The sequence below is a fragment of the Stenotrophomonas sp. TWI1409 genome, from assembly GCF_039673015.1.
Taxonomy (GTDB): domain Bacteria; phylum Pseudomonadota; class Gammaproteobacteria; order Xanthomonadales; family Xanthomonadaceae; genus Stenotrophomonas; species Stenotrophomonas maltophilia_A.
Window position 1 is genome coordinate 75,503 of record NZ_JBDJKU010000002.1, and the last position, 19,922, is coordinate 95,424.

The following is a 19,922-nucleotide window of genomic DNA, read 5'->3' on the forward strand; positions in this document are numbered from 1 at the left end:
GTCGAACCTGCGAGGCTGTCCGTAATGACGTTGCGCGCCGAACGTTCCAAGGTCTTCCGCTCAGCTATCCCATGGCGATCTGCCACTGCCCTGCTGTTGGCCGCGCTGGCCTTCAGCGCACAGGCACAGACGCTGCCACCACGCAGCCAATGGCAGGCCAGCGCCTCCTCGCAGCAGGTACCGGCGATGGCGATCAGCCACCTGATCGACGGCGACCCCAAGACCGTCACCGGCGGCGCCTTCAGTCCGGGCCACTGGTTCCAGATCGATCTGGGTGCACCGACGATGCTGGCGGGCGCACGGATCACCTGGGATGTCTCCAATCCAGAGGGCTATTCACTGCAGACCTCGCTGGACGGCACACAGTGGCAGACCGCGTACACCATGGCCGATTCGCTGGGCGACGTGGAAACGCTGTACTTCGCGCCACGCCAGGCGCGCTACCTGCGGTTGGCCAGCCCACAGCGCACCTCCGATTGGGGCGTGTCGATCTTCGAGATGGAGCCGCTGGACAGCACGCTCAGCGCACGCATCAGCGGTGTCGATGCAGCGCAGGCGGCGGCGCTCTGGCAAGGCGGTGGCACCGTCGCGGTTCCAGCCGGAAAAGGTGGATCCCATACGCTCGAGATCATGCTGCCTCGCACCCAGTCCACGGCCGGTCTCGCGGTCGACTGGGCCGATGGCGGGCGCGGCGCCGCCCGCTTGCGGGCGCAGGACGCACAGGGCCGATGGCAGGACCTCGCACACGATGCACAGGCGGCCAGCCATCGGCAGAGTTGGCTGGCTGCTGACACGGCACAACCTCTACGTGCATTCCGCCTGGCCGTGGACGGCGCTGCCCCGCAGATCGCGCGCCTGCGCCTGCTTGGCCCGAAAGCCGTGATGACGCCGATGAAGCGCTACCAGATTGCCGCCAGCGGTGCGCAACGTGCCTTGTTCCCCGCCTCGCTGCAGATGCAGCAGACCTACTGGACCGCCGTGGGTGTGCACGCGGGTCGGCAGAAATCCATCTTCGACGAATACGGCAACCTGGAAGCGTTCAAGGGTGCGCCGCTGGTACAGCCGATCTGGCGAAGCGCCGACGGGCGTTCTGCAGGTGCCGCCGGTCAGCCCGTACAGCACGCCCTGCGCGATGGCTGGAAGCCTATGCCTTCGGCCACCTGGTCGCCGCAGCCTAGGCTGGAGCTGCGCAGTGAGGTGTTCGCCATCGAGCGCGATGGCCAGCCGGTGACCTTCCTCCGCCATCGACTGCACAACACCGGCACCACGGCGATCGACGGCACGCTCAGTCTGGTCGTGCGTCCGATGCAGATGAATCCGCCGTGGCAGAACGGCGGGCTGTCGCCGATCCGCGAGGTGGCCATCGATGGAAAGGCCCTGCGCATCAATGGCCGCACGCTGCTGCATTCGCTCACGCCAGTGGCTGCGTCCGGCGTGGCGCCGTTCGGGAAGGACGGCGCAACGGAGATCACCGCAGACGTCGCTGCCGGCGAACTGCCTTCCTCGCAGCAGGCACGTGACGAGCAAGGACTGGCCGCAGCCGCATTGAGCTACCGGATCCGCCTCGCGCCCGGTGCCAGCGATGCGGTGGTCGTGGCGTTCCCACTCGGCACCGCCGCTGCCGATGCCAATGGCGTGCTGCCCGAGGCGCCTGCGCTTGACCTGTCCACGCTGCCCCGTGATGCCAATGCGGCGTTCGAGACGCTGGCCACGCAGGCGTCCGCAGATTGGCAGGCGCGGCTGGGCCAGGTCGGCCTGCGCCTGCCCGATCCCTCGCTGGTGGACATGCTGCGCGCGCAGGCTGCCTACATGCTGATCAACCAGACCGGCCCGGCCATGCAGCCCGGCCCGCGCAACTACAACCGCTCCTTCATCCGCGATGGCATGGCCACCTCGGCGGTGCTGCTGCGCATGGGCGAAGCCAAGGTCGCGCGCGACTACCTGGCGTGGTACAGCCAGCACGGCGTGCACGGCAGCGGACTGGTCTCGCCGATCCTCAACGACGATGGCAGCGTCAACACCGGCTTTGGTTCGGACATCGAGTACGACAGCCAGGGCCAGTATGTGGCACTGGTCGCCGATGTCGCCCGCCTCGATGGCGGTGCGGAGTCGGTGCGCGCGTACCTGCCGAAAGTGAAGGCGGCGCTGTGCTTCCTGCAGCAGCTGCGCGAGCGCACGCTGGTAGCGGGTTACATGGCTGACCAGCCAGCGCCGGAGCGCTTCGCGGGCATTCTTGCGCCGTCGATCAGCCACGAGGGCTACCCTTCGCCCACCCACAGCTATTGGGATGACTACTGGGGACTGAAGGGCTGGCACGACGGCGCGTGGCTGGCAGAGGCACTTGGCGACCATGAAACCGCCCGTTGGGCGCGCGAACAGTACAAGCTGCTGTACGACGCACTGCATGCCTCGATCCGGGCGACGATGGCGTGGAAGGGCATCGACTTCATTCCGTCCTCGGCGGATCTGGGCGATGGTGATCCCACCGGCGTTTCGATTGCATTGGACCCCACCGGTGCGCAGAGCGTGCTGCCGGCAGATGCGTTGCGGACCACCTTCGCCCGCTACCTGGACGACGTGCGCAAGCGCAGCCAGCCCGGTGCGCTGTATGCCTACACCCCGTACGAGATCCGCAATGTATTGAGCTACGTGCATCTAGGCCAGCCCGAGGCCGCCGACGAACTGCTGCAGGGACTGCTGCATGATCGGCGCCCGCTTGAGTGGCAGGTGCTGGCCGAAGTGGTGCATTCGCGGTTGCGCTTCCCGCGCTACCTGGGCGACATGCCGCATACCTGGATCGGTGCCGAATACGGCCGCACGCTGTTCGGCATGTTGATGCGCGAGGACGATGACGCGTTGTCATTGCTGCCGGGCACGCCGCCGTCTTGGGTGGCCGGGGATGGGTTGTCGGTGGAACGCCTGCCGACCGCGTATGGCACGTTGCAGATGCAGGCGCGGCAGCGCGACGGACTGCTGACAGTGGTGATTGGCGAGGGGCTGCGCAAGGACACCGCCGTGCGCATGTGGTGGCCGAACCGGACCGCGCCGAAGTCTGTGCGCGTAGATGGACGCAGCGTTTCCGACTTCGATGCCGAGGGCGTGCGCCTGGCGAAACCGTTCCGGACGTTGGAAGCGGTCTGGTAATGCAGCCGAGCATGGCTCGGCTCTACAGAATGCACGCTCCGCGAGTAGATCCACGCCATGCGTGGATGCTCTTGTAGAGTCGAGCCATGCTCGACTCATCGCGCACCGCGCGAACTGCAGCCGAGCATGGCTCGGCTCTACAGAAGTCAGACTCTGCGAGTAGATCCACGCCATGCGTGGATGCTCTTGTAGAGTCGAGCCATGCTCGACGCATCGCACACCACGCGAACTGCAGCCGAGCATGGCTCGGCTCTACAAAAGCAGCGGTAGCTGCCGGGCGATGCCCGGCGTCAGAGCGTCGGCAGCCCCGGCGGGTTGGTCTGCGACTGCGGCACGGCCTCCTCGGCCACATTCCATCGCTTCAGCGCCTGGGCATAGGTGCCACTGCCGATCTGGGTGTTCAGCGCCTGCGTCACCGCATCAGCCAGGCCGCTGCCCTTGCGCGTGGTCACCGAGATCGCCGCGGCGTTCGGCCAGCCCCCCGGGAACAGGCCCACACGCCGCACCTTGCCATCGCGCGCCGAATAGGCGCCGGTGGCGTTGGGCTCGAACGAGACATCGGCGCGCCCGGTGATCACTGCCAGCCGCCCAACCACGGCGTCATCGAAGTACTGGTACTCCACCGGCTTCAAGCCAGCGGCGATGTTCTGCTGGTCCCACTGGCGCAGGATCTGGTCCTGGTTGGTGCTGGCGCCGACCACCACCTTCAGCCCGGCCACGTCAGCCGGCTTTTCGATCTTCTGGATCGGCCCATCAGTGCGCGTGTAAATTCCCAGCAGATCGTAACGGTAGCTGGAGAAATCGAACTTCTTCTTGCGCTCTTCGGTCACCGTCACGTTCGACAGCACCGCATCGTACTTGCCTGATTCCAGACCCAGCGGCCAGTCGGCCCAGGCCACCGGCACCACCACCAGTTTCAACCCCAGCCCATCGGCGATCAGGCGAGCGATATCCGGCTCGACGCCCACCACGTCCTTGCTGTCGGCGCCGTAGTCTGCCAAGGGCAGCTGACCGGGATGGGTGGCGATGGTGAACGCACCGGGCGTGACGAAGCGGTAGCCGGCCGGGATCAATGCCTGCGCCTTGGGATCGAGCGTTCCTTTCAGCACCGCCGTATTCGCACCGGCAAGGCTGGTCGCGGCCACGACGCTCGCGTCCGGTGCCTGACGCACGCGCGAATAGACGATGCCGGCGATGCCGATGACCAGCACGCCCACGATCAACAGGGTGCTGCGTGAGGGGCGACGCGGTGCTTCAGGGCTCATGGTCTTCCTTCCGGGGTTACAGGGTCTTGGCCAGGAAATCGGCGGTGCGTTGCTGGCGCGGGCGCTCGAACAGCGCCTCGGGCGAGCCCTGCTCGATCACCCGCCCCTGGTCCATCATCACCACGTGGTCGGCCACGCGGCGGGCGAAGCTCAGTTCGTGGGTGACAATCACCAGCGTGGTGCCGGAGCTTGCCAGCTCCTCGATCACGCTGAGCACTTCGGCCACCAGCTCCGGGTCCAGTGCCGAGGTCGGTTCGTCGAACAGCAGCACCTTCGGTTGCAGGGCCAGCGCACGAGCAATCGCGATGCGCTGCTGCTGGCCGCCGGACAGCTGGCGCGGGAAGGCATCGGCCTTATCGGCCAGGCCGACCCGTTCCAGCAGCGTGCGCGCCTGCTGCTCGGCCTGCGCGCGCGACACGCTACGCACTGCGATCGGTGCCTCGATGATGTTCTCCAGCGCAGTCAGGTGCGGGAACAGGTTGAAGCCCTGGAACACCATGCCCACCTCCGCACGACGGCGGCGGATCTCACGCTCGGGCAGCTCGTACAGGGTGTCACCATCGCGGCGGTAGCCGATCAGCTGGCCGCCGACGGTCACGTAACCGCTGTCGGCACGTTCCAGGTGGTTTATCAGCCGCAGCAACGTGGACTTGCCGGCGCCGGACGGGCCGATCAGCACCGTCACGCTGCCAGCGCGCAGGTCCAGGTTCACGTCTTCCAGCACCGGCTGGTCGCCGAACACTTTGCCCACACCGTGCAGCGATACCGATGCCCCCTCGCCCGCTTCAACCTGCGCGGCGATGCGCGGGCGATTGACCACGCGCGGTGCAGCCTCACCTGTGGCGCGCGTCGGTGACGAGACACGCGATACCGAACGCTCGCGCTGCAGCTGACCGCGCGCGAAGCGCTGCTCCACGCGCCGCTGCAGCAACGACAGCACGGTGAGGATCACCAGGTACCAGACCGTGGCCACCATCAGCAGCGGCACCACTTCCAGGTTGCGGCGGTAGATCACCTGCACCGTGTAGAACAGCTCAGGCAGCGCCAGCACGTAGACCACCGAAGTGCTCTTGGCCAGGCCGATCACATCGTTGAACGCGGCCGGCAGGATCGAGCGCATCGCCTGCGGCAGGATGATGCGGCGCACCTGGCGGCCACGCGGCAGGCCAAGCGCGGCGGCCGCCTCATACTGCCCATGGTCCACAGACAGGATGCCGCCACGGATCACCTCCGCCGAGAACGCCGCCTGGTTCAGGGTCAGGCCCAGCACCGCCGCGGTGAACACACCAATCAGCTGCGTGGTCGGGTACGAGAACAGGCTGATACCGGTGAACGGCACGCCCAGCTCGATGGTGGTGTACAGGTAGCCCAGGTTGTTCAACAGCAACAACAGCACCAGAAGTGGGATCGAACGGAACAACCAGACATAGCCCCACGACACCGCCGACAGCAGCGGTGAACCGGACACCCGGGCCAGCGCAAGCAAGGTGCCCAGCGCGAAGCCTAGACCGGTACCGAGTGCGGTCAACAGCAGCGTACGGCCCAGGCCTTCCAGCACCGGGCGTGCGAAGAACCACTCGGCGAAGGTGCCCCAGCCCCAGCGCGGATTGCCCAGCACTGATTGCAGCCCGATCAGGATCAGCGCCAGTGCCAGCACCGTGCCGAAGACCTGCAGCGGATGCCGGGCCGGCACGATCTTCAGCGCCGGTGCTGGCGCCGGCCGGGTTGCAATGCCATCCAGCGCGGTCGAAGGCGTGCTCACGCGTGGGCTCCTTGCAGCTGGGTCTGCGCAGGCGCAACGACAGGCGTCGCTGCCCGCAGGTGCTTTTCGAACGGCAGATGCGCAACCGTTTCCGGGTCGGCCTCCAGGTCGAACAGCGCGGTGTAGCCATGGCTGAGGTACAGGCCAACAGCCTCAGGCTGGCGGAAGCCGGTCGTCAGGAACACCCGCCGGTATCCTTGCCGCGCTGCCTGGTCTTCCAGCTCCTGCAGCACGCGCCGCGCGATGCCCTGGCGGCGCAGCCCTGGCAATGTCCAGATGCGCTTGAACTCGGCGGTATCCGGATCGCGGTGCGGCATGAAGGCACCGCCGGAGATCGCCACACCATCGCGCAGCAGCAGCACGAACGCGCCAACCGGGGCAGCAAAGGCCTGCGCCGGGTAGCGCTGCAGCTCCTCGCGGGCGCTGCCGCCGATGCGTCGACGCACGTCGGCGTAGCGGCTGTCGTACTCCTGCTCCAGGCCATCAAACAGCGGCCGCGCCAGCGGATCATCCACCGAGGTGTAGAGGAAGCGTTCGTTGCTGCTCATGCCACGTCCTTCACCAGATAGTCTTCAGCCAGCCGCGCCCACAGGCTGGCAGCGGGCGCGATGGCGGCGTCGTTGAATACATAGCGCGGGCTGTGCAGCGGCGCGCTGTCGCCGTTGCCGACGAACACGAAACTGCCCGGCCGCGCCTGCAGCAGGAACGCGAAATCCTCACTGGCAGTGCGCGGCGCGAATTCGGGCACCACGTGTTCGCTGCCGAAGCCCTGCACGGCCACCTCACGGATGTAGGCGGTCTGCTGCGGATGGTTGATCACGCTCGGGAAGCCACGCGGGAACTCGATCTCCGCGCGCGCGCCGAACGCGGCGGCGGTCCGCTCGGCGACCTCGGTAACACGGCGCCGCAGGGTGTCACGTACCTCGGGCAGGTAGGCGCGCACGGTCAGCTTCAGCTCCACTACGTCCGGGATCACATTGGCGGCCTGCCCGCCGTGGATCGAACCGACGGTGACCACGCCCATCTGCCGTGGATCCACATTGCGCGAGACAACGCTTTGCAGCGCCGTGACGATATGCGCTGCCGCCAGGATCGGGTCGACGCTACCCTGAGGCTCGGCACCGTGACCGCCCTTGCCGATCACTTTCAGCCGCGCCCAGTCCACCGATGCCATCGCCGGACCGTCGACGAAGCCGAAGTGGCCCACCGGCACACCCGGCCAGTTGTGCAGGCCATAGATCGCATCCACCGGGAAGCGTTCGAACAGGCCGTCGGCAATCATCTTCGAGGCCCCCGAACCGGTTTCCTCGGCCGGCTGGAACACCAGCTGCAGGGTGCCGTCGATGCGGCCGTGATGGGCCAGGTAGTGCGCCGCGGACAGCAGGATGGCGGTATGCCCATCGTGGCCGCAGGCATGCATCAGCCCCTCGTTCTGGCTGGCGTACGCCAGGCCGGAGTCCTCGTGGATCGGCAGTGCATCGATGTCGGCACGCAGCCCAAGGCGACGGCTGCCCTGCCCGCGCTGCAGCGTACCGACCACGCCGGTACCGCCGAGGCCGGTGGTGACCTCATAGCCCCACTGCTGCAGCAGCTCGGCCACGCGTGCGCTGGTGCGGTGTTCCTCGAAGGCCAGCTCCGGGTGGCGGTGCAGGTCATGGCGGATCGCGATGGCCGCCTCGGCGCGTGCCGCGATTTCCGGCAGCACGCCAGTCGTTGGGGAATTCCGCCGGGCATGGCCCGGTGCTGCCGCGCTTTCTCCGCTCATCGCCTTACCCCACCTTCCGCGCCGGTTCGGCGTCGGTCGAATGGCGGCTGGCCTTGTACGGCAGGCCCAGATGCGCTCGCAGCGTCTGCCCTTCCAGCTCACGCTGGTGGTAGCCGCGCGCCTGCAGGATCGGCAGCACCTGGGTCACGAAATCGTCCAGGCCTTCGCGCTGTGCCGCGAAACCGAGGATGAAGCCGTCGCTGGCACCAGCATCAAACCAACGGATCAGCTCGTCGGCCACATGCTCCGGCGTACCGATGAAATTTGGCCGTGGGCTCACCGCTTCCAGCGCCACCTGGCGCAGGCTCAGGCCCTTCTCACGCGCATCCTGCTTGATGCGGTCGGTGGTGGAACGGAACGAATTGCTGCCGATGTCACCCAGCTCCGGGAACGGCGCGTCCGGATCGTACTGGCTGAAATCGTGATGGTCGAAGAAGCGCCCCAGGTACGCCAGCGCATCCTCCAGCGTGGCCAGTGCGGCGATCGCCTGGTACTTGGCTTCAGCCTCCTCCGCGGTGCGACCGACGATGGGGCCGATGCCCGGGAAGATCTTCACGTCATTGCCGCTGCGGCCGTGGGCGATCGCCGAGTTCTTCACCTTCTGGGTGAACGCGCGGGTTTCTTCCAGCGACGGCGAATGGGTAAACACCGCATCGGCATACTTGCCGGCCAGCGCGATGCCATCGTCGGACGAACCCGCCTGGAAGATCACTGGCTGGCCCTGTGGCGAACGCTGGATGTTGAGCGGCCCTTCCACCTGGAAGAAGCGGCCCTTGTGGTCGAGGCGGCGGAACTTTTCCGGCGCGAAGAACGTGCCGCTGTCGCGCTCACGCACGAAGGCATCGTCATCCCAGGAATCCCACAGCCCTTGCACTACGTCCAGGTACTCGTCGGCGATCTGGTAGCGCAACGCGTGCTCCGGATGCGGCCGACCGTAGTTGCGGCCCGAGCCCTCCAGTGGCGAGGTCACCACGTTCCAACCGGCACGCCCGCCGCTGAGCAGGTCCAGCGAAGCGAACTGCCGGGCCACGGTAAACGGGTCGCTGTAGGAGGTCGACAGCGTGCCCGCCAGGCCGATCTTCTTCGTCGCCGTGGCCAGCGCCGACAGCAGCGAGATCGGCTCGAAGCGATTGAGGAAGTGCGGGATCGACTTCTCGTTGATGTACAGGCCGTCGGCTACGAAGCCGAAGGCGATGCCGTTGTCCTCGGCGGTACGCGCGATGTCGATGTAGAACTGCAGGTTGACGCTGGCATCGGCCGGATTGGAGGGATGCTTCCAGGCATGCATGTGGCTGCCAGGACCCTGCAGCATGATGCCGAACGGAATGTGGCGCGGGGTCGTGCTCATGGGAATCGCTCCTGCTGGTCAGGCCACCGCCGCGCGCGGCGCCGGCGACAGCAGTTCAAGGGATGTCAGGCGTGCATCAAGGTCGGCCACCGGCGCATCGAGGATGAACTCGCCCACGCCGAAGCGCCGGTGCAGCGCATCCAGTTCGTCACGCACGTGCTGCGCATCACCGGACAGCACGCTGGGGCGCGTTTCTTCGATGCGGAAGTCGACCACGCCCACCTGGCGCGCGTACTCGGCAGCCGCCTCGGGGCTGGGCAGATTCACCGTCTGCCCGGGACCAAGGTGCAGCTTGTAGACGCGCAGTGCACCGATATGGCGGGCTGCGGCTTCGGCCGTCGGCGCGGCGAAGGCCACCGTGGCCAGCAACGGTGGCTGCAAGGAGACGCTGCGGTAGGCGTCGAACGCAGCTTCAATGTGCTTCGGGTCACCATCGAAGTGCGCGGCATAGACAAAGCGCCAGCCCAGTTCGGCCGCCTGCTGCGCGCTCTGCGGGCTGGCCCCGAGCAGGAAGCGCTCCGGTGCCTGCTGCGGAACCGGCCGAGCCTGTGCCTCGGTGTCGGCCCCGGACAGATAGCCTTCCAGGTCACGCAGTTGCTGGTCGAAGTCGGCGAACGCCGGACGCCCGGCTGCCAGCGCCGCGGTCGAGGCCGGCAGGCCACCGGGGGCCTTGCCCACGCCCAGATCGACACGCCCCGGCGCCAGCGCCGACAGCAGGTTGAAGTTCTCCGCCACCTTGTACGGCGCGTAGTGGCGCAGCATCACCCCGCCACTGCCGATGCGGATGCGCCGGGTCTGCGCCAGCACCCACGCAGCCAGCACTTCCGGTGCAGGGCTGGCCAGCGTCGGCGTAGCGTGGTGCTCGGCAAACCAGTAGCGGTGGTAGCCCAGCTGCTCGGCGCGCTGCGCCAGCTGCAGGCTGTTGCGCAGCGCCTGCTCCGGCGAGGCACCTTCGGCCACCGGGCTCTTGTCCAGCACGCTGATCTGATAGCTCATGGTCACGTCCTCGCTCAGGGGTGGGCCACGGGAATGCCGAGCAACCCGTTCAGCGCGGCCAGGATCGGCTCGGCACCGGAGATGTACTGGCGGTCCTGGTGCGCGCCACTGGCAAGCTCGCTGCGCACGCCCTGCGGCAGCACCAGCTTCGGCAGCGACTGGTCCTGCTCGCCGATCTCGGCAATCACCTCGCGGCGCGGCCGCGCGAAGCCGATGCGACGCACGTCCAGCTGCGCGTCCAGGCCATCGATGCTCGATAGCGCGCCCTCCAGCAACAGGCTGTGCCGGCAGAAAAAGCGCTGGCCGGGAATCTGGCCGTCCTCGAACTCACGGTCGAGCAGGAACAGGATGGGTTTGCTTGCTGCGTCGAAAGTCACAGGGGTCGTCCTCATCGGGGCCGGCAATGCGATGCCGCTTCGATATCGATGCTAGAGATGCCAGCAGCCGCAGCAGCGACGGCTGGCGACAATCGGCGGTCAGATCCGGCCACGCAGATGCGGCCTAGCCATAAGCAAAGCGCCGCCGGTTATGGCGTCAGGCAATACGTCGCAGCGGCGCCGCTACCGCCAGTGCCTGCGTGGCCAGATGCCCCGCTGCACGTTCGGTCGCCAGTTCGATGCGTGCCTGCAAGGCCGCACTGCTGATGTGCTCGCCCTCGAAGTCGGCCGGTGTGGCATACACCCCGATCGGCAGCGTGTGCGCCTGCAGGAAACTGAACAACGGTCGCAACTGGTGGTCGATCACCAGCGCATGGCGCTCGCTGCCTCCGGTTGCCGCCAGCAATACCGGCGTATCCACCAGCGCTTCCAGCTCGATGAAGTCGACCAGGTGCTTGAACAACCCGGGATACGAGCCGCGATACACCGGCGCGGCCACCACCAGCAGCTCCGCCGCTTCGATGGTCTGCAGTGCCCGTTCCACCGTCAGCTCCGCCTCGCCACGCGACAGCGACTGGCCCAGCGAACGCGCGATCGGCGCCAGCTCCACCAGTTCAACGCTGGCGTGCACCCGCTGCTGCAGCGAGTCCAGCAGATGCCGCGCCAGCAGCAACGTGCGCGACGTCGCCGAGCTGGTCGGCGACCCCACCAATGCAACCAACTTCAATGCAGAAGACATGAACTGCTCCCATGTAGAGTCGAGCCATGCTCGACTGCCCTTCGCCTTTTGTAGAGTCGAGCCATGCTCGACTGCTTCCCACCTCAGAACCGGTAACTGACCCGCCCGTACCAGTACGCACCCACATTGCTCAGCACATCGCCGCTGTCCCACGTGGTCTCGATACTCGCCACATCGGTGGCACTACGCGCGTACTCCGGCACCTTGCGGGTGCGCTTGTCGAACACGTTGTTGATGCCCAGCGCCGCACTCCAGCCCGCGCCCAGCTCCACGCCACCGGAAAGATTGGTCACCAGCACCGGCGGCTGCTTGTACTCCACGCCGTTGTTCAGGCGCTTGATGGGGCCGTAGTAGGTGAAGTCCAGATTCGAGCGCCAGCGCCCGTTCTGCCAGCCCAGCCCCGCCACCTGCGTATAGCTGGGCGTGCGGAAGCGCAGCGCATACTCGCTGGATCTGGTCAGCAGGTTGATGTTCGGCAGGCCCTGCAGCGCCGCCGGAATGTCGCTGACCTTCTGGATGGTGGTGCGGCCGACGTTGGCCGCGTAGCTCCAGCGCAGCTTGCCCCACGCGGTTTCCTGGTTCGCCTCCAGGGTCAGCTCCACACCCCGTGTACGGGTATTACCCACGTTGGTGAAGTAGCTGGCGTAGAACGCATCACCCGGCAGGATGCTGATGCCGGCCGAACCCAGCAGTGCATCGATGGTGTTCTTCTGCGCCGCACTCAGCACCGTGCCGCTGTTGTCGGTGACGCGCGCCGGATCCTGCGCGTTGTAGCCGATCTGGCTGGACTGACCGAGCTGGCCGCGGATGTCGATCTGATAGGCATCCACCGCCAGATGGAACGCCGGGCTCGGGTCCCAGGTCACGCCCAGGCTGTAGTTGGTGGCCTTCTCCGGCTTCAGCGGCGTTGCACCCAGCGCGATCGCCGCCGGCGAAGACACCTGCGCCACCAGCGTGGTGCCGCACGGGCAGCTGCCGGTGGCCTGGTAGTACTGCGCGCCCAGACTGGGCGCATGGAATCCGTTGCTGACCGTGGCGCGCACACCCAGCGCGTCGGTGAAGTCGAATCGCGTGGTCAGGCGGCCGGTAGAGACACTGCCGAAGTCGGAATGGTCCTCCCAGCGCGCGGCCGCATCCAGGTACCAGCGCGAGGTGATGTTGGTGGCCGCACCCACGTACACCGCCTTGCTGTTACGGGTGGCTTTCACCGCGTCCGCAGTGGAATAGCCGACGAAGGCTGCAGCGCCGAAGCCGGTATACGACTCCCATTGCCCTGCGCCGCGCTCGTACTGCTCGTGCTGATACTCGGCGCCCGCGCTCACCTCCAGCGGCGAAGCAAATGCCGCCACCTCGAAGCCACGGCGCAGGTCCAGGTTTGCGATGCCCTGCTGGTAGTCCAGCTTGCCGTCATAGAAATCAGTGGGTGAACCGGGATACGGCAGCGAGTAGTTCACCGAGTTACGCGTATAGGTGCGCACGGCGCTGCGGTTGCCGGTCAGGCTGGCGTCATAGTCCCAACCCGCGATCTGGCCTTTCACCCCGGCCGTACCGGTGTACTGCTTCTCCTTGGTTTCCAGCACCGGCAGGAAGCCATCCGGAAACACGCTCAGAACGCCGGGAGCCCTGTAAGTGGTGAAGATGGTCGCCGGCAGACGGAAATTCTGGATCGCCTGTGCGGTGCGGTCACTGGCCGTAGCATTGGCATAAAACTGCGCGCTCTCACCCAGTCCATGGCCCGCGTTCACTGCAAAAGCCTTCAACGCATAGGACGGCGAGCTGAGGATGGTGTTGGCCTCGGCATCGCGGTTGGCCTCGGCCGGGTTCGGCGCAGCACCTGCTGGCAATCGATTGTTCGGCCGCAGCGCCACCAGATTGCCGCTGCCATCCACTGCCGGATAGCTCAGGTAGCCATCGATGTAGCGACGGGTACGGATCGCATGATGCTGGCGGGTGGTCTCGCCAGACAGGTTGACGAAGCCATCCTGGCCCCACGGCAGGCCGACGTTGGCGCGCACGCTGGTTCGCGAACCATCACCATCGGTGCTCTGCCCGCTCTCCACCGACACATCACCACCGTGCGCCTGCGACTTCAGGATCACGTTGACCACGCCGGTGATCGCGTCCGAGCCGTAGATGGCGGAGGCACCATCACGCAGCACTTCCACATGGTCGATGGCCGAGACCGGAATCAACGCCAGGTCCGCCCACGCATGTCCGGGGAAGCCGCCCCCATTGGCACCGCTCACATAGGCACTGGCATTGCGGCGCTTGCCGTTGACCAGCACCAGGGTGTAACCCGGCGACAGATTGCGCAGCTGATAGCCGCGGATCAGGCTTTCCTGGTCGCTCTGGTAGCCGCCGATCTGGCTCAGTGACGGCAGGCTGCGCTGCAGCGCTTCCAGCAGGTTGCCCTGCCCGGTAGCAGCAAGGTCCTCGGCGGAGATCACGTCGATGGGCGTGGAGCTGTTCTTCACCGTACGCGTGCTGGTGCGTGAACCGGTGACCACCACCGCATCCAGCGTGGAGGCTGCCACGTTGGCAGTGGCTGCAGTGGTGGCAGGGTCCGCATCGGCTTCCGCCGCATGGCTGGGCGAAGCAGCGAGGACGGCGGCGATCAGGACAGCTAGAGTGCTCAGGACTGGGGCGTAGGCGGCAGGCATGGGGGCTCGTGGGGGTGGGCCGGAAACACGCTTCCATTCAAGGGCCTGTTCACCCACCGCGACAGGCGGGATCGCGTCACCCAACCGTCATATCCGGCCATCCACATGACTGCTGGTAATGACGTTAGGCGGCCTGCACCGGCGCACTGCTCTCTGTAGAGCCGAGCCATGCTCGGCTCAATGCCAGACGAAGCCCATTCAATTGAGCCACAAAGAACAGCCGAGCATGGCTCGGCTCTACATGCTCCGCCGGCATCACCTCATGCCCGCGCACCGCTCTGCGCCACGCACCGCCACCCGTAGCATCAAGCCATGCCCAGCCCACCCGCCGATCCCGCCGCCCCGCTCGTCGCCATCGTCGCCTGCCACGGCCAGGGGCTGTTCGAGTTCGGCTGTGCGGTCGGCCTGTTCGCACCGATACGGCCTGAACTGGGCGTGGCCTGGTACCGCACCCAGCTGTGCGCCGGCGAGCCCGGCGCACTGCGCATGCTCGGCAGCACCCAGGTGCAGCTGCCCTACGATCTCAGCAGCGTCGATGACGCCGACATCATCGTCATCCCCGGTTGGCGCGAACCCAGCGAACGTCCGCCGCAGGCCCTGCTCGATGCACTGCGCCGCGCCCATGCACGCGGCGCACGCATCGCGTCGATCTGCTCCGGTGCGTTCGTGCTGGCCTGGGCCGGGCTGCTCGATGGCCGCGAGGCCACCACTCACTGGCGCCTCACCGAAGCGCTGGCACGCGACTTCCCACGCATCGACGTGCGCGAGGATGTGCTCTACGTGGACACCGGCAGCATCATCACCTCGGCCGGCTCGGCCACCGGCATGGACATGATGCTGCACATGGTGCGCAAGGATTACGGTGCGCGCGTGGCTAATCTGGTGGCCGAGCGACTGGTGCTGGCACCTTGGCGTGATGCCGGGCGCAGCCAGCGCGTCAGCCGGGCCATCCCCAACGGCGAGCCCACGCGGTTGGCGAAGCTGATGGAGTGGATGCGCCGTAACCTGCGCGAGCCGCACTCGCTTGGCAGCCTCGCCGAGCAGGCCGCACTCAGCCAACGCACGCTGCAGCGGCAGTTCCTGGAAGCCACCGGCCTGTCGCCCATCGACTGGCTGATCCGCGAGCGCGTGGCCTTCGCCCGCGAACTGCTGGAAACCACTGACCGGCCCTTGCAGTGGATTGCCGAGCAGGCCGGTTTTGGTTCGCAGGAATCATTCCGTCGGCATTTCCGCGGGCAGGTCGAGGCCAGCCCGACCGAATACCGCAGCCAGCATCGCAGCGGTATTGGTGCGGACCGGCTGGTCGGCTGCTGAACCCCGTGGGTAGGGCCGGCCGCTGGCCGGCGTGTCGAGAAAGCCTGGGAAACCCCGGCGGCCGCTCAATGCGAAGACACGTACACCGCATCTGCAGGCCCCGGCGGAAGGGCAAAACTCCGCCGCATCCGCGCCACCTCGGCTGCCGGCGGCAGCGCGAACAGGCGCTTGAACTCGCGGTTGAACTGGGACGGGCTGGCATACCCCACCGCCAGCGATGCCGCTTCGGCAGTCATCCCCTGCCGCAGCATCAGCAGCCGCGCCTGGTGCAGGCGGGTCGACTTCACGTACTGCATCGGCGACGTGCCGGTAATCGCGCGGAAGTGGTCGTGGAACGTCGCCACGCTCATGCCCGCTTCGGCCGCCAGCTGGCCCACGTCCAACGCAGTGGCATACAAGGCGTGGATCGTACGCAGCACCCTGCCGATGCTGCCGAAGCGGCCGCGCATGGCCAGCGCCTCGCGCATCGCGCCGCCCTGCGCACCGGTCAGCACGCGGAAGTACACCTCACGCACCAGCGCCGGGCCCAGCACGACCGCTTCGAGCGGGTCGGCCAGCGCCTCCAGCAGGCGTAGCACCGTGGCCTGCATCGGCGCCTGCATCGGGCTGGACATCATGCTCTGTGCCGGTGCCTCCGATGTGCCCGCCTGTTCGCCCAGTTCAATCAACAGATCCGCGGCCAACTGCAGATCCAGATGCAGGTAGATCGCCAGCAGCGGCGCCTCTGCAGAAGCATCGGTTTCCATCGTGAACGGCACCGGCACCGATACCGCCAGGTAGTGCTGTGCGTCGTACTGGTAGACCTGACCGCCCAGGTAACCGCGCTTCACGCCCTGGCAGACGATCACGATGCCGGGGTCATACAACACCGGCGTGCGTGCCAGAGGCCGGTCGGAGCGCAGCAGCCGCACCCCCGGCAGCGGCGTGAGCGTATAGCCCTCCTCCACCGCCAACGCCTTCAGCAGGCCGACCATGCGTGCCTGCACCTGTCGTTGCAGGGAATCGACCACCGGCACGCGCACTCCAGAGGAATAGGCAAGAATGGTCGAATCCTAGGCCTGGGGCGGGCACCGTTCAAGAACTAACGTGCAAGCCCTGTCCACCATGAGCGCCTCCCCATGTCCCCATCCCGCCTTCTCCTCATCACCGGTGTCAGCAGCGGCTTCGGCCGCGCCCTTGCGCAGCAGGCCCTGCTGGCCGGGCATCGCGTGGTCGGCACCGTGCGCAACGAAACCACCCGCCAATCGTTTGAAACGCTGGCGCCCGGCCGCGCATTCGGCCGCCTGCTGGACGTCACCGATGCCGACGCCATCAATGCGCTCGTCACCGAAATCGAAACCAACGTCGGCAACATCGACGTGCTCGTCAACAACGCCGGCTACGGACACGAAGGCATCCTCGAAGAATCGACGCTGGCCGAGCTGCGGCACCAGTTCGAGGTGAACGTGTTCGGCCCGGCCGCGCTGATCAAGGCCGTGCTGCCGCACATGCGCGCGCGCCGCCGTGGCCACATCCTCAACATCACCTCCATGGGCGGCTTCATCACGATGCCCGGCATCGCCTGGTACTGCGGCAGCAAGTTCGCACTCGAAGGCATCAGCGAAGTGCTTGGCAAGGAGGTTGCGCCGTTCGGCATCCACGTCACCGCCGTCGCGCCGGGCTCCTTCCGCACCGACTGGGCAGGCCGTTCGATGGCGCGGGCACCGCGCAGCATTGAAGACTACGACGCGCTGTTCGACCCCATCCGCAGCGCGCGTGAGGCAAAGAGTGGCCACCAGCTCGGTGATCCGCTGAAGGCTGCGCAGGCCATGCTGCAGGTCATCGACAGCGACGCGCCGCCCAGCCACCTGCTGCTGGGCAGCGACGCACTGCAGCTGGTGCGGGCGAAGCTCGCATCGCTGGGCGACAGCATCGACGCCTGGGAACACCTGACCCGCACGACCGACGGCGTCGCTTGAGGCCCGTAGGCAGCCGATGGTTTCATCGGCTGCCACCATTCCACCCGCTCAGTCTTCCTGCACCAGCTTGAACTCGCGCAGGAGGCCACCGATCTGGGTCTTGTCCAGCTTGTTCATCAGCAGGTTGCGCAGGAACGCCGGGCCGGGAATATCCAGTTCCCTGCCATCGCGCAGGCGACCGGTCGCCGCCAGCAACGAGCGCACGTCATAGGTGGAATTGAACACCTCGGGCACACCGCGTTCGATACCTAACAGCGTGTACACCGCTTCCATCGGTGTGCGCACCGAATACTCGGTGGTGAAGATGCAGTCGCGCTGCTTCGATTCGGCAAACTGGCCGATGAAGGCGAAGTTCACCGCACCGTCCGGCACCACGTCCGGGCGGTCACCGGCCTGGCGCGGCATGAAGAACGCGGTGATGTACGGCATCATCACCGGCACCGTCTTCGCGCCCGTCGCGGCCAATTCGTCGATCTCCTCCACCGGCACGCCCAGGTGGTACAGCCACTCGCGGGTGATCTCTTCGCCGGTGCAGTCCTGCATCGGCTTCTTCACGTAGTCTCCGGGTGTATCCACGAACAGCGAATACACCCAGACCACGATCTGGTCCTTGGGCTGGTTCTTGAAATGCGGCTGGCGGTTCACGGTCCAGCTCATCAGCCAGCGCGAGTCGCGCACGCTGACGATGCCGCCGGTCACCACCTTGCCGCTGAAGGGATCGCGCTTGGCGATCTTCTGGATGTAGGCCGGAATGCGCGCATCCAGCGTGGTCACCGTCGCCGATTCCCACTTGGTTTCCGGAATGTGCGCGCCGAACACGTCCGGGCGCCCGAACGCTGCATCCTTCGCGGCAATGCGCCGCCACAGGTCCCAGGCCGGCGCCGCGCCTTCATTCAGGCGTGCCGCAGTGTGGTGGTCGCCATTGTCCGAGTTCTCAGTCAGCGAGCCGATGGTCATGAACAGAAGATCGTCCGCGCCCAGACCCACGCCACCGGCTACACCATCACGCATCCAGTGGATGCGCGTGGCCTGCTTGCGGCCCGGCTGCAGATCGAAGTCGACGTCGGTCACCTCGGTGCCGTACTGGAACACCACGCCATGGTCCTGCAGCCACTTCACCAGCGGCAGCACCAGCGATTCGTACTGGTTGTACTTGGTGAACTTCAGTGCCGAAAAGTCCGGCAGGCCGCCAATGTGATGGATGAAGCGATGCAGGTACAGCTTCATCTCCAGCGCCGAATGCCACTCCTCGAATGCGAACATGGTGCGCCAGTACAGCCAGAAATTGCTGTCCAGGAAATCACGGCCCAGCACTTCGTTGATGCGCTTGTTCTCCATCTCCTGCCGGGTGGCCAGGAACAGCGCGATGATGTCCTTCTGCGCCTGCTCGGTCAGGGTGAACAGGCCGTCGGTGTGTGCATCTTCGCCGCGATTTATCGTGGCCCGCTGCAGCGAATAGTTCGGATCATCCTTGTTCAACCAGTAGAACTCGTCCAGCACACTGGCATCTTCAATCTCCAGCGACGGAATCGAGCGGAACAGGTCCCACAGGCACTCGAAATGGTCTTCCATCTCGCGGCCGCCGCGGATCACGAAGCCCTTCTCCGGCACCTTCAGGCCATCCAGCGCGCCGCCGGCAATCTGCTGCTGCTCGAGAATGGTGATGCGCTCACCGGCCATGCGGCCGTCGCGCACCAGGAACGCGGCGCCGGCCAGCGAGGCCAGGCCCGAACCGACGAACCATGCGCGCTTGTCATCGACACCCGCGGGCTTGCGCGGGCGCGCAAAGGCTTCGTAGTTGCCACTGCTGTAGTACATGCGTTGCTCCTTCCTGGAGGGGGTCATCAGGAACCCGCAGCGGAATGACACAGCCATCCGATGCAGGTCATGCCCCTACTCTAGCGCCGAACCGATGTACCGTTTCCTGCATGCGTGCTGCGACGGAATGACGCAGCCGCGTCAGAGCTGTCGCCGCAGCAACATCCCCGGCCAGCCGTCCACATTGAACGGCGCGATGCGCGTATACCCGCAGGACTCATAGAAGCGCACCAGATCACCGTTGCCACCGCCGTAGCAGTCCACGCGCAGATGGTCGAGCCCGGCAGCGCGCGCCTGCTCATCCGCAAAGGCCATCAGGCGGCGGCCGATGCCACGCACGCGCACGTCACGCGATGCCACCAGTACCCGCACATACAGTTCCGGGCCGGTGGGCGCAGGCACATAGGGCATCGACTCGCCCAGCGCCAGGAACGCGCGCACCTCACCCAGCTCGTTCTGCGCAACCCATGCACCCGGCAGCGCGCACGCATCGGTCACCTGGGTGATCCGGCGCGGCATCGTGGACCACGGCTCACTACCCCATTGCTGCAGGTTGCCGATCGACACGAACCATTCGATAACTTCGTCGAAGAGCATCAGCACCGCAGGGGCATCGTCTACGTTGGCGCGGCGGATGTTCAAGATTTCCTTTCCTGCTTCAGTCATGTGCGCATTCCTTTCAACGCTTCAATCAATTGCGACGAGGATGCCGGCCAGCGGCCGGCACTACCAGGGCTGGAAGTCCGTGAGCCGGATTTGACATGCAGGCATTTACC

Annotated in this window: 15 protein-coding genes; 3 read left to right on the plus strand and 12 right to left on the minus strand. The window is 66.4% G+C overall.

What is annotated here, in order from left to right; genetic code table 11:
* Window positions 1–24 precede the first annotated feature (24 nt).
* Complete coding sequence (locus ABE423_RS01460; protein ID WP_346484683.1) at window positions 25–3,144, plus strand: discoidin domain-containing protein; 3,120 nt, start codon at window positions 25–27, stop codon at window positions 3,142–3,144.
* A gap of 290 nt (window positions 3,145–3,434) precedes the next feature.
* On the opposite strand, the gene ABE423_RS01465 is transcribed toward ABE423_RS01460, so the two are convergent.
* From ABE423_RS01465 to ABE423_RS01505, 9 genes are all read right to left on the minus strand, one after another.
* Window positions 3,435–4,409 carry an ABC transporter substrate-binding protein gene (locus ABE423_RS01465; protein WP_346484684.1) on the minus strand — a complete coding sequence of 325 codons (975 nt, stop codon included), beginning with the start codon at window positions 4,407–4,409 and terminating at the stop codon, window positions 3,435–3,437.
* A gap of 16 nt (window positions 4,410–4,425) precedes the next feature.
* Window positions 4,426–6,171: an amino acid ABC transporter permease/ATP-binding protein gene (locus tag ABE423_RS01470; protein ID WP_346484685.1), complete on the minus strand. Its 1,746-nt coding sequence runs from the start codon at window positions 6,169–6,171 to the stop codon at window positions 4,426–4,428.
* Window positions 6,168–6,719: a GNAT family N-acetyltransferase gene (locus ABE423_RS01475; protein WP_125892936.1), complete on the minus strand. Its 552-nt coding sequence runs from the start codon at window positions 6,717–6,719 to the stop codon at window positions 6,168–6,170. The genes ABE423_RS01470 and ABE423_RS01475 overlap by 4 nt, the downstream gene beginning before the upstream one ends.
* Window positions 6,716–7,936, minus strand: coding sequence for a M20 aminoacylase family protein (locus tag ABE423_RS01480; protein WP_346484686.1), 1,221 nt, complete (start codon window positions 7,934–7,936; stop codon window positions 6,716–6,718). The genes ABE423_RS01475 and ABE423_RS01480 overlap by 4 nt, the downstream gene beginning before the upstream one ends.
* Before the next feature lie 4 nt (window positions 7,937–7,940).
* Window positions 7,941–9,284 (minus strand): LLM class flavin-dependent oxidoreductase, encoded by a 1,344-nt coding sequence (locus ABE423_RS01485; RefSeq protein WP_346484687.1) that lies wholly within the window; start codon window positions 9,282–9,284, stop codon window positions 7,941–7,943.
* An 18-nt stretch (window positions 9,285–9,302) separates the two neighbouring features.
* Entirely contained in the window at window positions 9,303–10,280 is a 978-nt protein-coding gene (locus tag ABE423_RS01490; RefSeq protein ID WP_346484688.1) for an MsnO8 family LLM class oxidoreductase, read from the minus strand.
* Window positions 10,281–10,294: 14 nt separating this feature from the next.
* Window positions 10,295–10,657 (minus strand): DUF3088 family protein, encoded by a 363-nt coding sequence (locus ABE423_RS01495; RefSeq protein WP_012510830.1) that lies wholly within the window; start codon window positions 10,655–10,657, stop codon window positions 10,295–10,297.
* A 157-nt stretch (window positions 10,658–10,814) separates the two neighbouring features.
* Window positions 10,815–11,396, minus strand: a complete 582-nt coding sequence (gene msuE / locus ABE423_RS01500) for an FMN reductase (protein WP_012510829.1) — start codon at window positions 11,394–11,396, stop codon at window positions 10,815–10,817.
* Between the two features lie 83 nt (window positions 11,397–11,479).
* Entirely contained in the window at window positions 11,480–14,056 is a 2,577-nt protein-coding gene (locus ABE423_RS01505; protein ID WP_346484689.1) for a TonB-dependent receptor, read from the minus strand.
* Window positions 14,057–14,368: 312 nt separating this feature from the next.
* Here ABE423_RS01505 and ftrA point away from each other — a divergent pair, with 312 nt between their 5' ends.
* Window positions 14,369–15,370: a transcriptional regulator FtrA gene (gene ftrA, locus ABE423_RS01510; protein ID WP_346484690.1), complete on the plus strand. Its 1,002-nt coding sequence runs from the start codon at window positions 14,369–14,371 to the stop codon at window positions 15,368–15,370.
* A gap of 65 nt (window positions 15,371–15,435) precedes the next feature.
* On the opposite strand, the gene ABE423_RS01515 is transcribed toward ftrA, so the two are convergent.
* Window positions 15,436–16,380 (minus strand): AraC family transcriptional regulator, encoded by a 945-nt coding sequence (locus ABE423_RS01515; RefSeq protein WP_346484691.1) that lies wholly within the window; start codon window positions 16,378–16,380, stop codon window positions 15,436–15,438.
* Window positions 16,381–16,488: 108 nt separating this feature from the next.
* Here ABE423_RS01515 and ABE423_RS01520 point away from each other — a divergent pair, with 108 nt between their 5' ends.
* On the plus strand, window positions 16,489–17,328 hold the full coding sequence (locus ABE423_RS01520) for an oxidoreductase (protein WP_125892951.1): 840 nt from the start codon (window positions 16,489–16,491) through the stop codon (window positions 17,326–17,328).
* Window positions 17,329–17,376: 48 nt separating this feature from the next.
* On the opposite strand, the gene ABE423_RS01525 is transcribed toward ABE423_RS01520, so the two are convergent.
* On the minus strand, window positions 17,377–19,146 hold the full coding sequence (locus tag ABE423_RS01525) for an oleate hydratase (RefSeq protein ID WP_346484692.1): 1,770 nt from the start codon (window positions 19,144–19,146) through the stop codon (window positions 17,377–17,379).
* Between the two features lie 141 nt (window positions 19,147–19,287).
* Window positions 19,288–19,812 carry a GNAT family N-acetyltransferase gene (locus ABE423_RS01530; protein WP_346484693.1) on the minus strand — a complete coding sequence of 175 codons (525 nt, stop codon included), beginning with the start codon at window positions 19,810–19,812 and terminating at the stop codon, window positions 19,288–19,290.
* Window positions 19,813–19,922: the final 110 nt, after the last annotated feature.

Excerpts from the sequence above, each read along its gene's own strand:
- ABE423_RS01460 (WP_346484683.1), top strand. The coding sequence starts at position 25 with ATGACGTTGCGCGCCGAACGTTCCAAGGTCTTCCGCTCAGCTATCCCA.
- ABE423_RS01465 (WP_346484684.1), bottom strand. The coding sequence starts at position 4,409 with ATGAGCCCTGAAGCACCGCGTCGCCCCTCACGCAGCACCCTGTTGATC.
- ABE423_RS01475 (WP_125892936.1), bottom strand. The coding sequence starts at position 6,719 with ATGAGCAGCAACGAACGCTTCCTCTACACCTCGGTGGATGATCCGCTG.
- ABE423_RS01480 (WP_346484686.1), bottom strand. The coding sequence starts at position 7,936 with ATGAGCGGAGAAAGCGCGGCAGCACCGGGCCATGCCCGGCGGAATTCC.
- ABE423_RS01485 (WP_346484687.1), bottom strand. The coding sequence starts at position 9,284 with ATGAGCACGACCCCGCGCCACATTCCGTTCGGCATCATGCTGCAGGGT.
- ABE423_RS01490 (WP_346484688.1), bottom strand. The coding sequence starts at position 10,280 with ATGAGCTATCAGATCAGCGTGCTGGACAAGAGCCCGGTGGCCGAAGGT.
- msuE (WP_012510829.1), bottom strand. The coding sequence starts at position 11,396 with ATGTCTTCTGCATTGAAGTTGGTTGCATTGGTGGGGTCGCCGACCAGC.
- ABE423_RS01505 (WP_346484689.1), bottom strand. The coding sequence starts at position 14,056 with ATGCCTGCCGCCTACGCCCCAGTCCTGAGCACTCTAGCTGTCCTGATC.
- ftrA (WP_346484690.1), top strand. The coding sequence starts at position 14,369 with ATGCCCAGCCCACCCGCCGATCCCGCCGCCCCGCTCGTCGCCATCGTC.
- ABE423_RS01520 (WP_125892951.1), top strand. The coding sequence starts at position 16,489 with ATGTCCCCATCCCGCCTTCTCCTCATCACCGGTGTCAGCAGCGGCTTC.
- ABE423_RS01525 (WP_346484692.1), bottom strand. The coding sequence starts at position 19,146 with ATGTACTACAGCAGTGGCAACTACGAAGCCTTTGCGCGCCCGCGCAAG.
- ABE423_RS01530 (WP_346484693.1), bottom strand. The coding sequence starts at position 19,812 with ATGACTGAAGCAGGAAAGGAAATCTTGAACATCCGCCGCGCCAACGTA.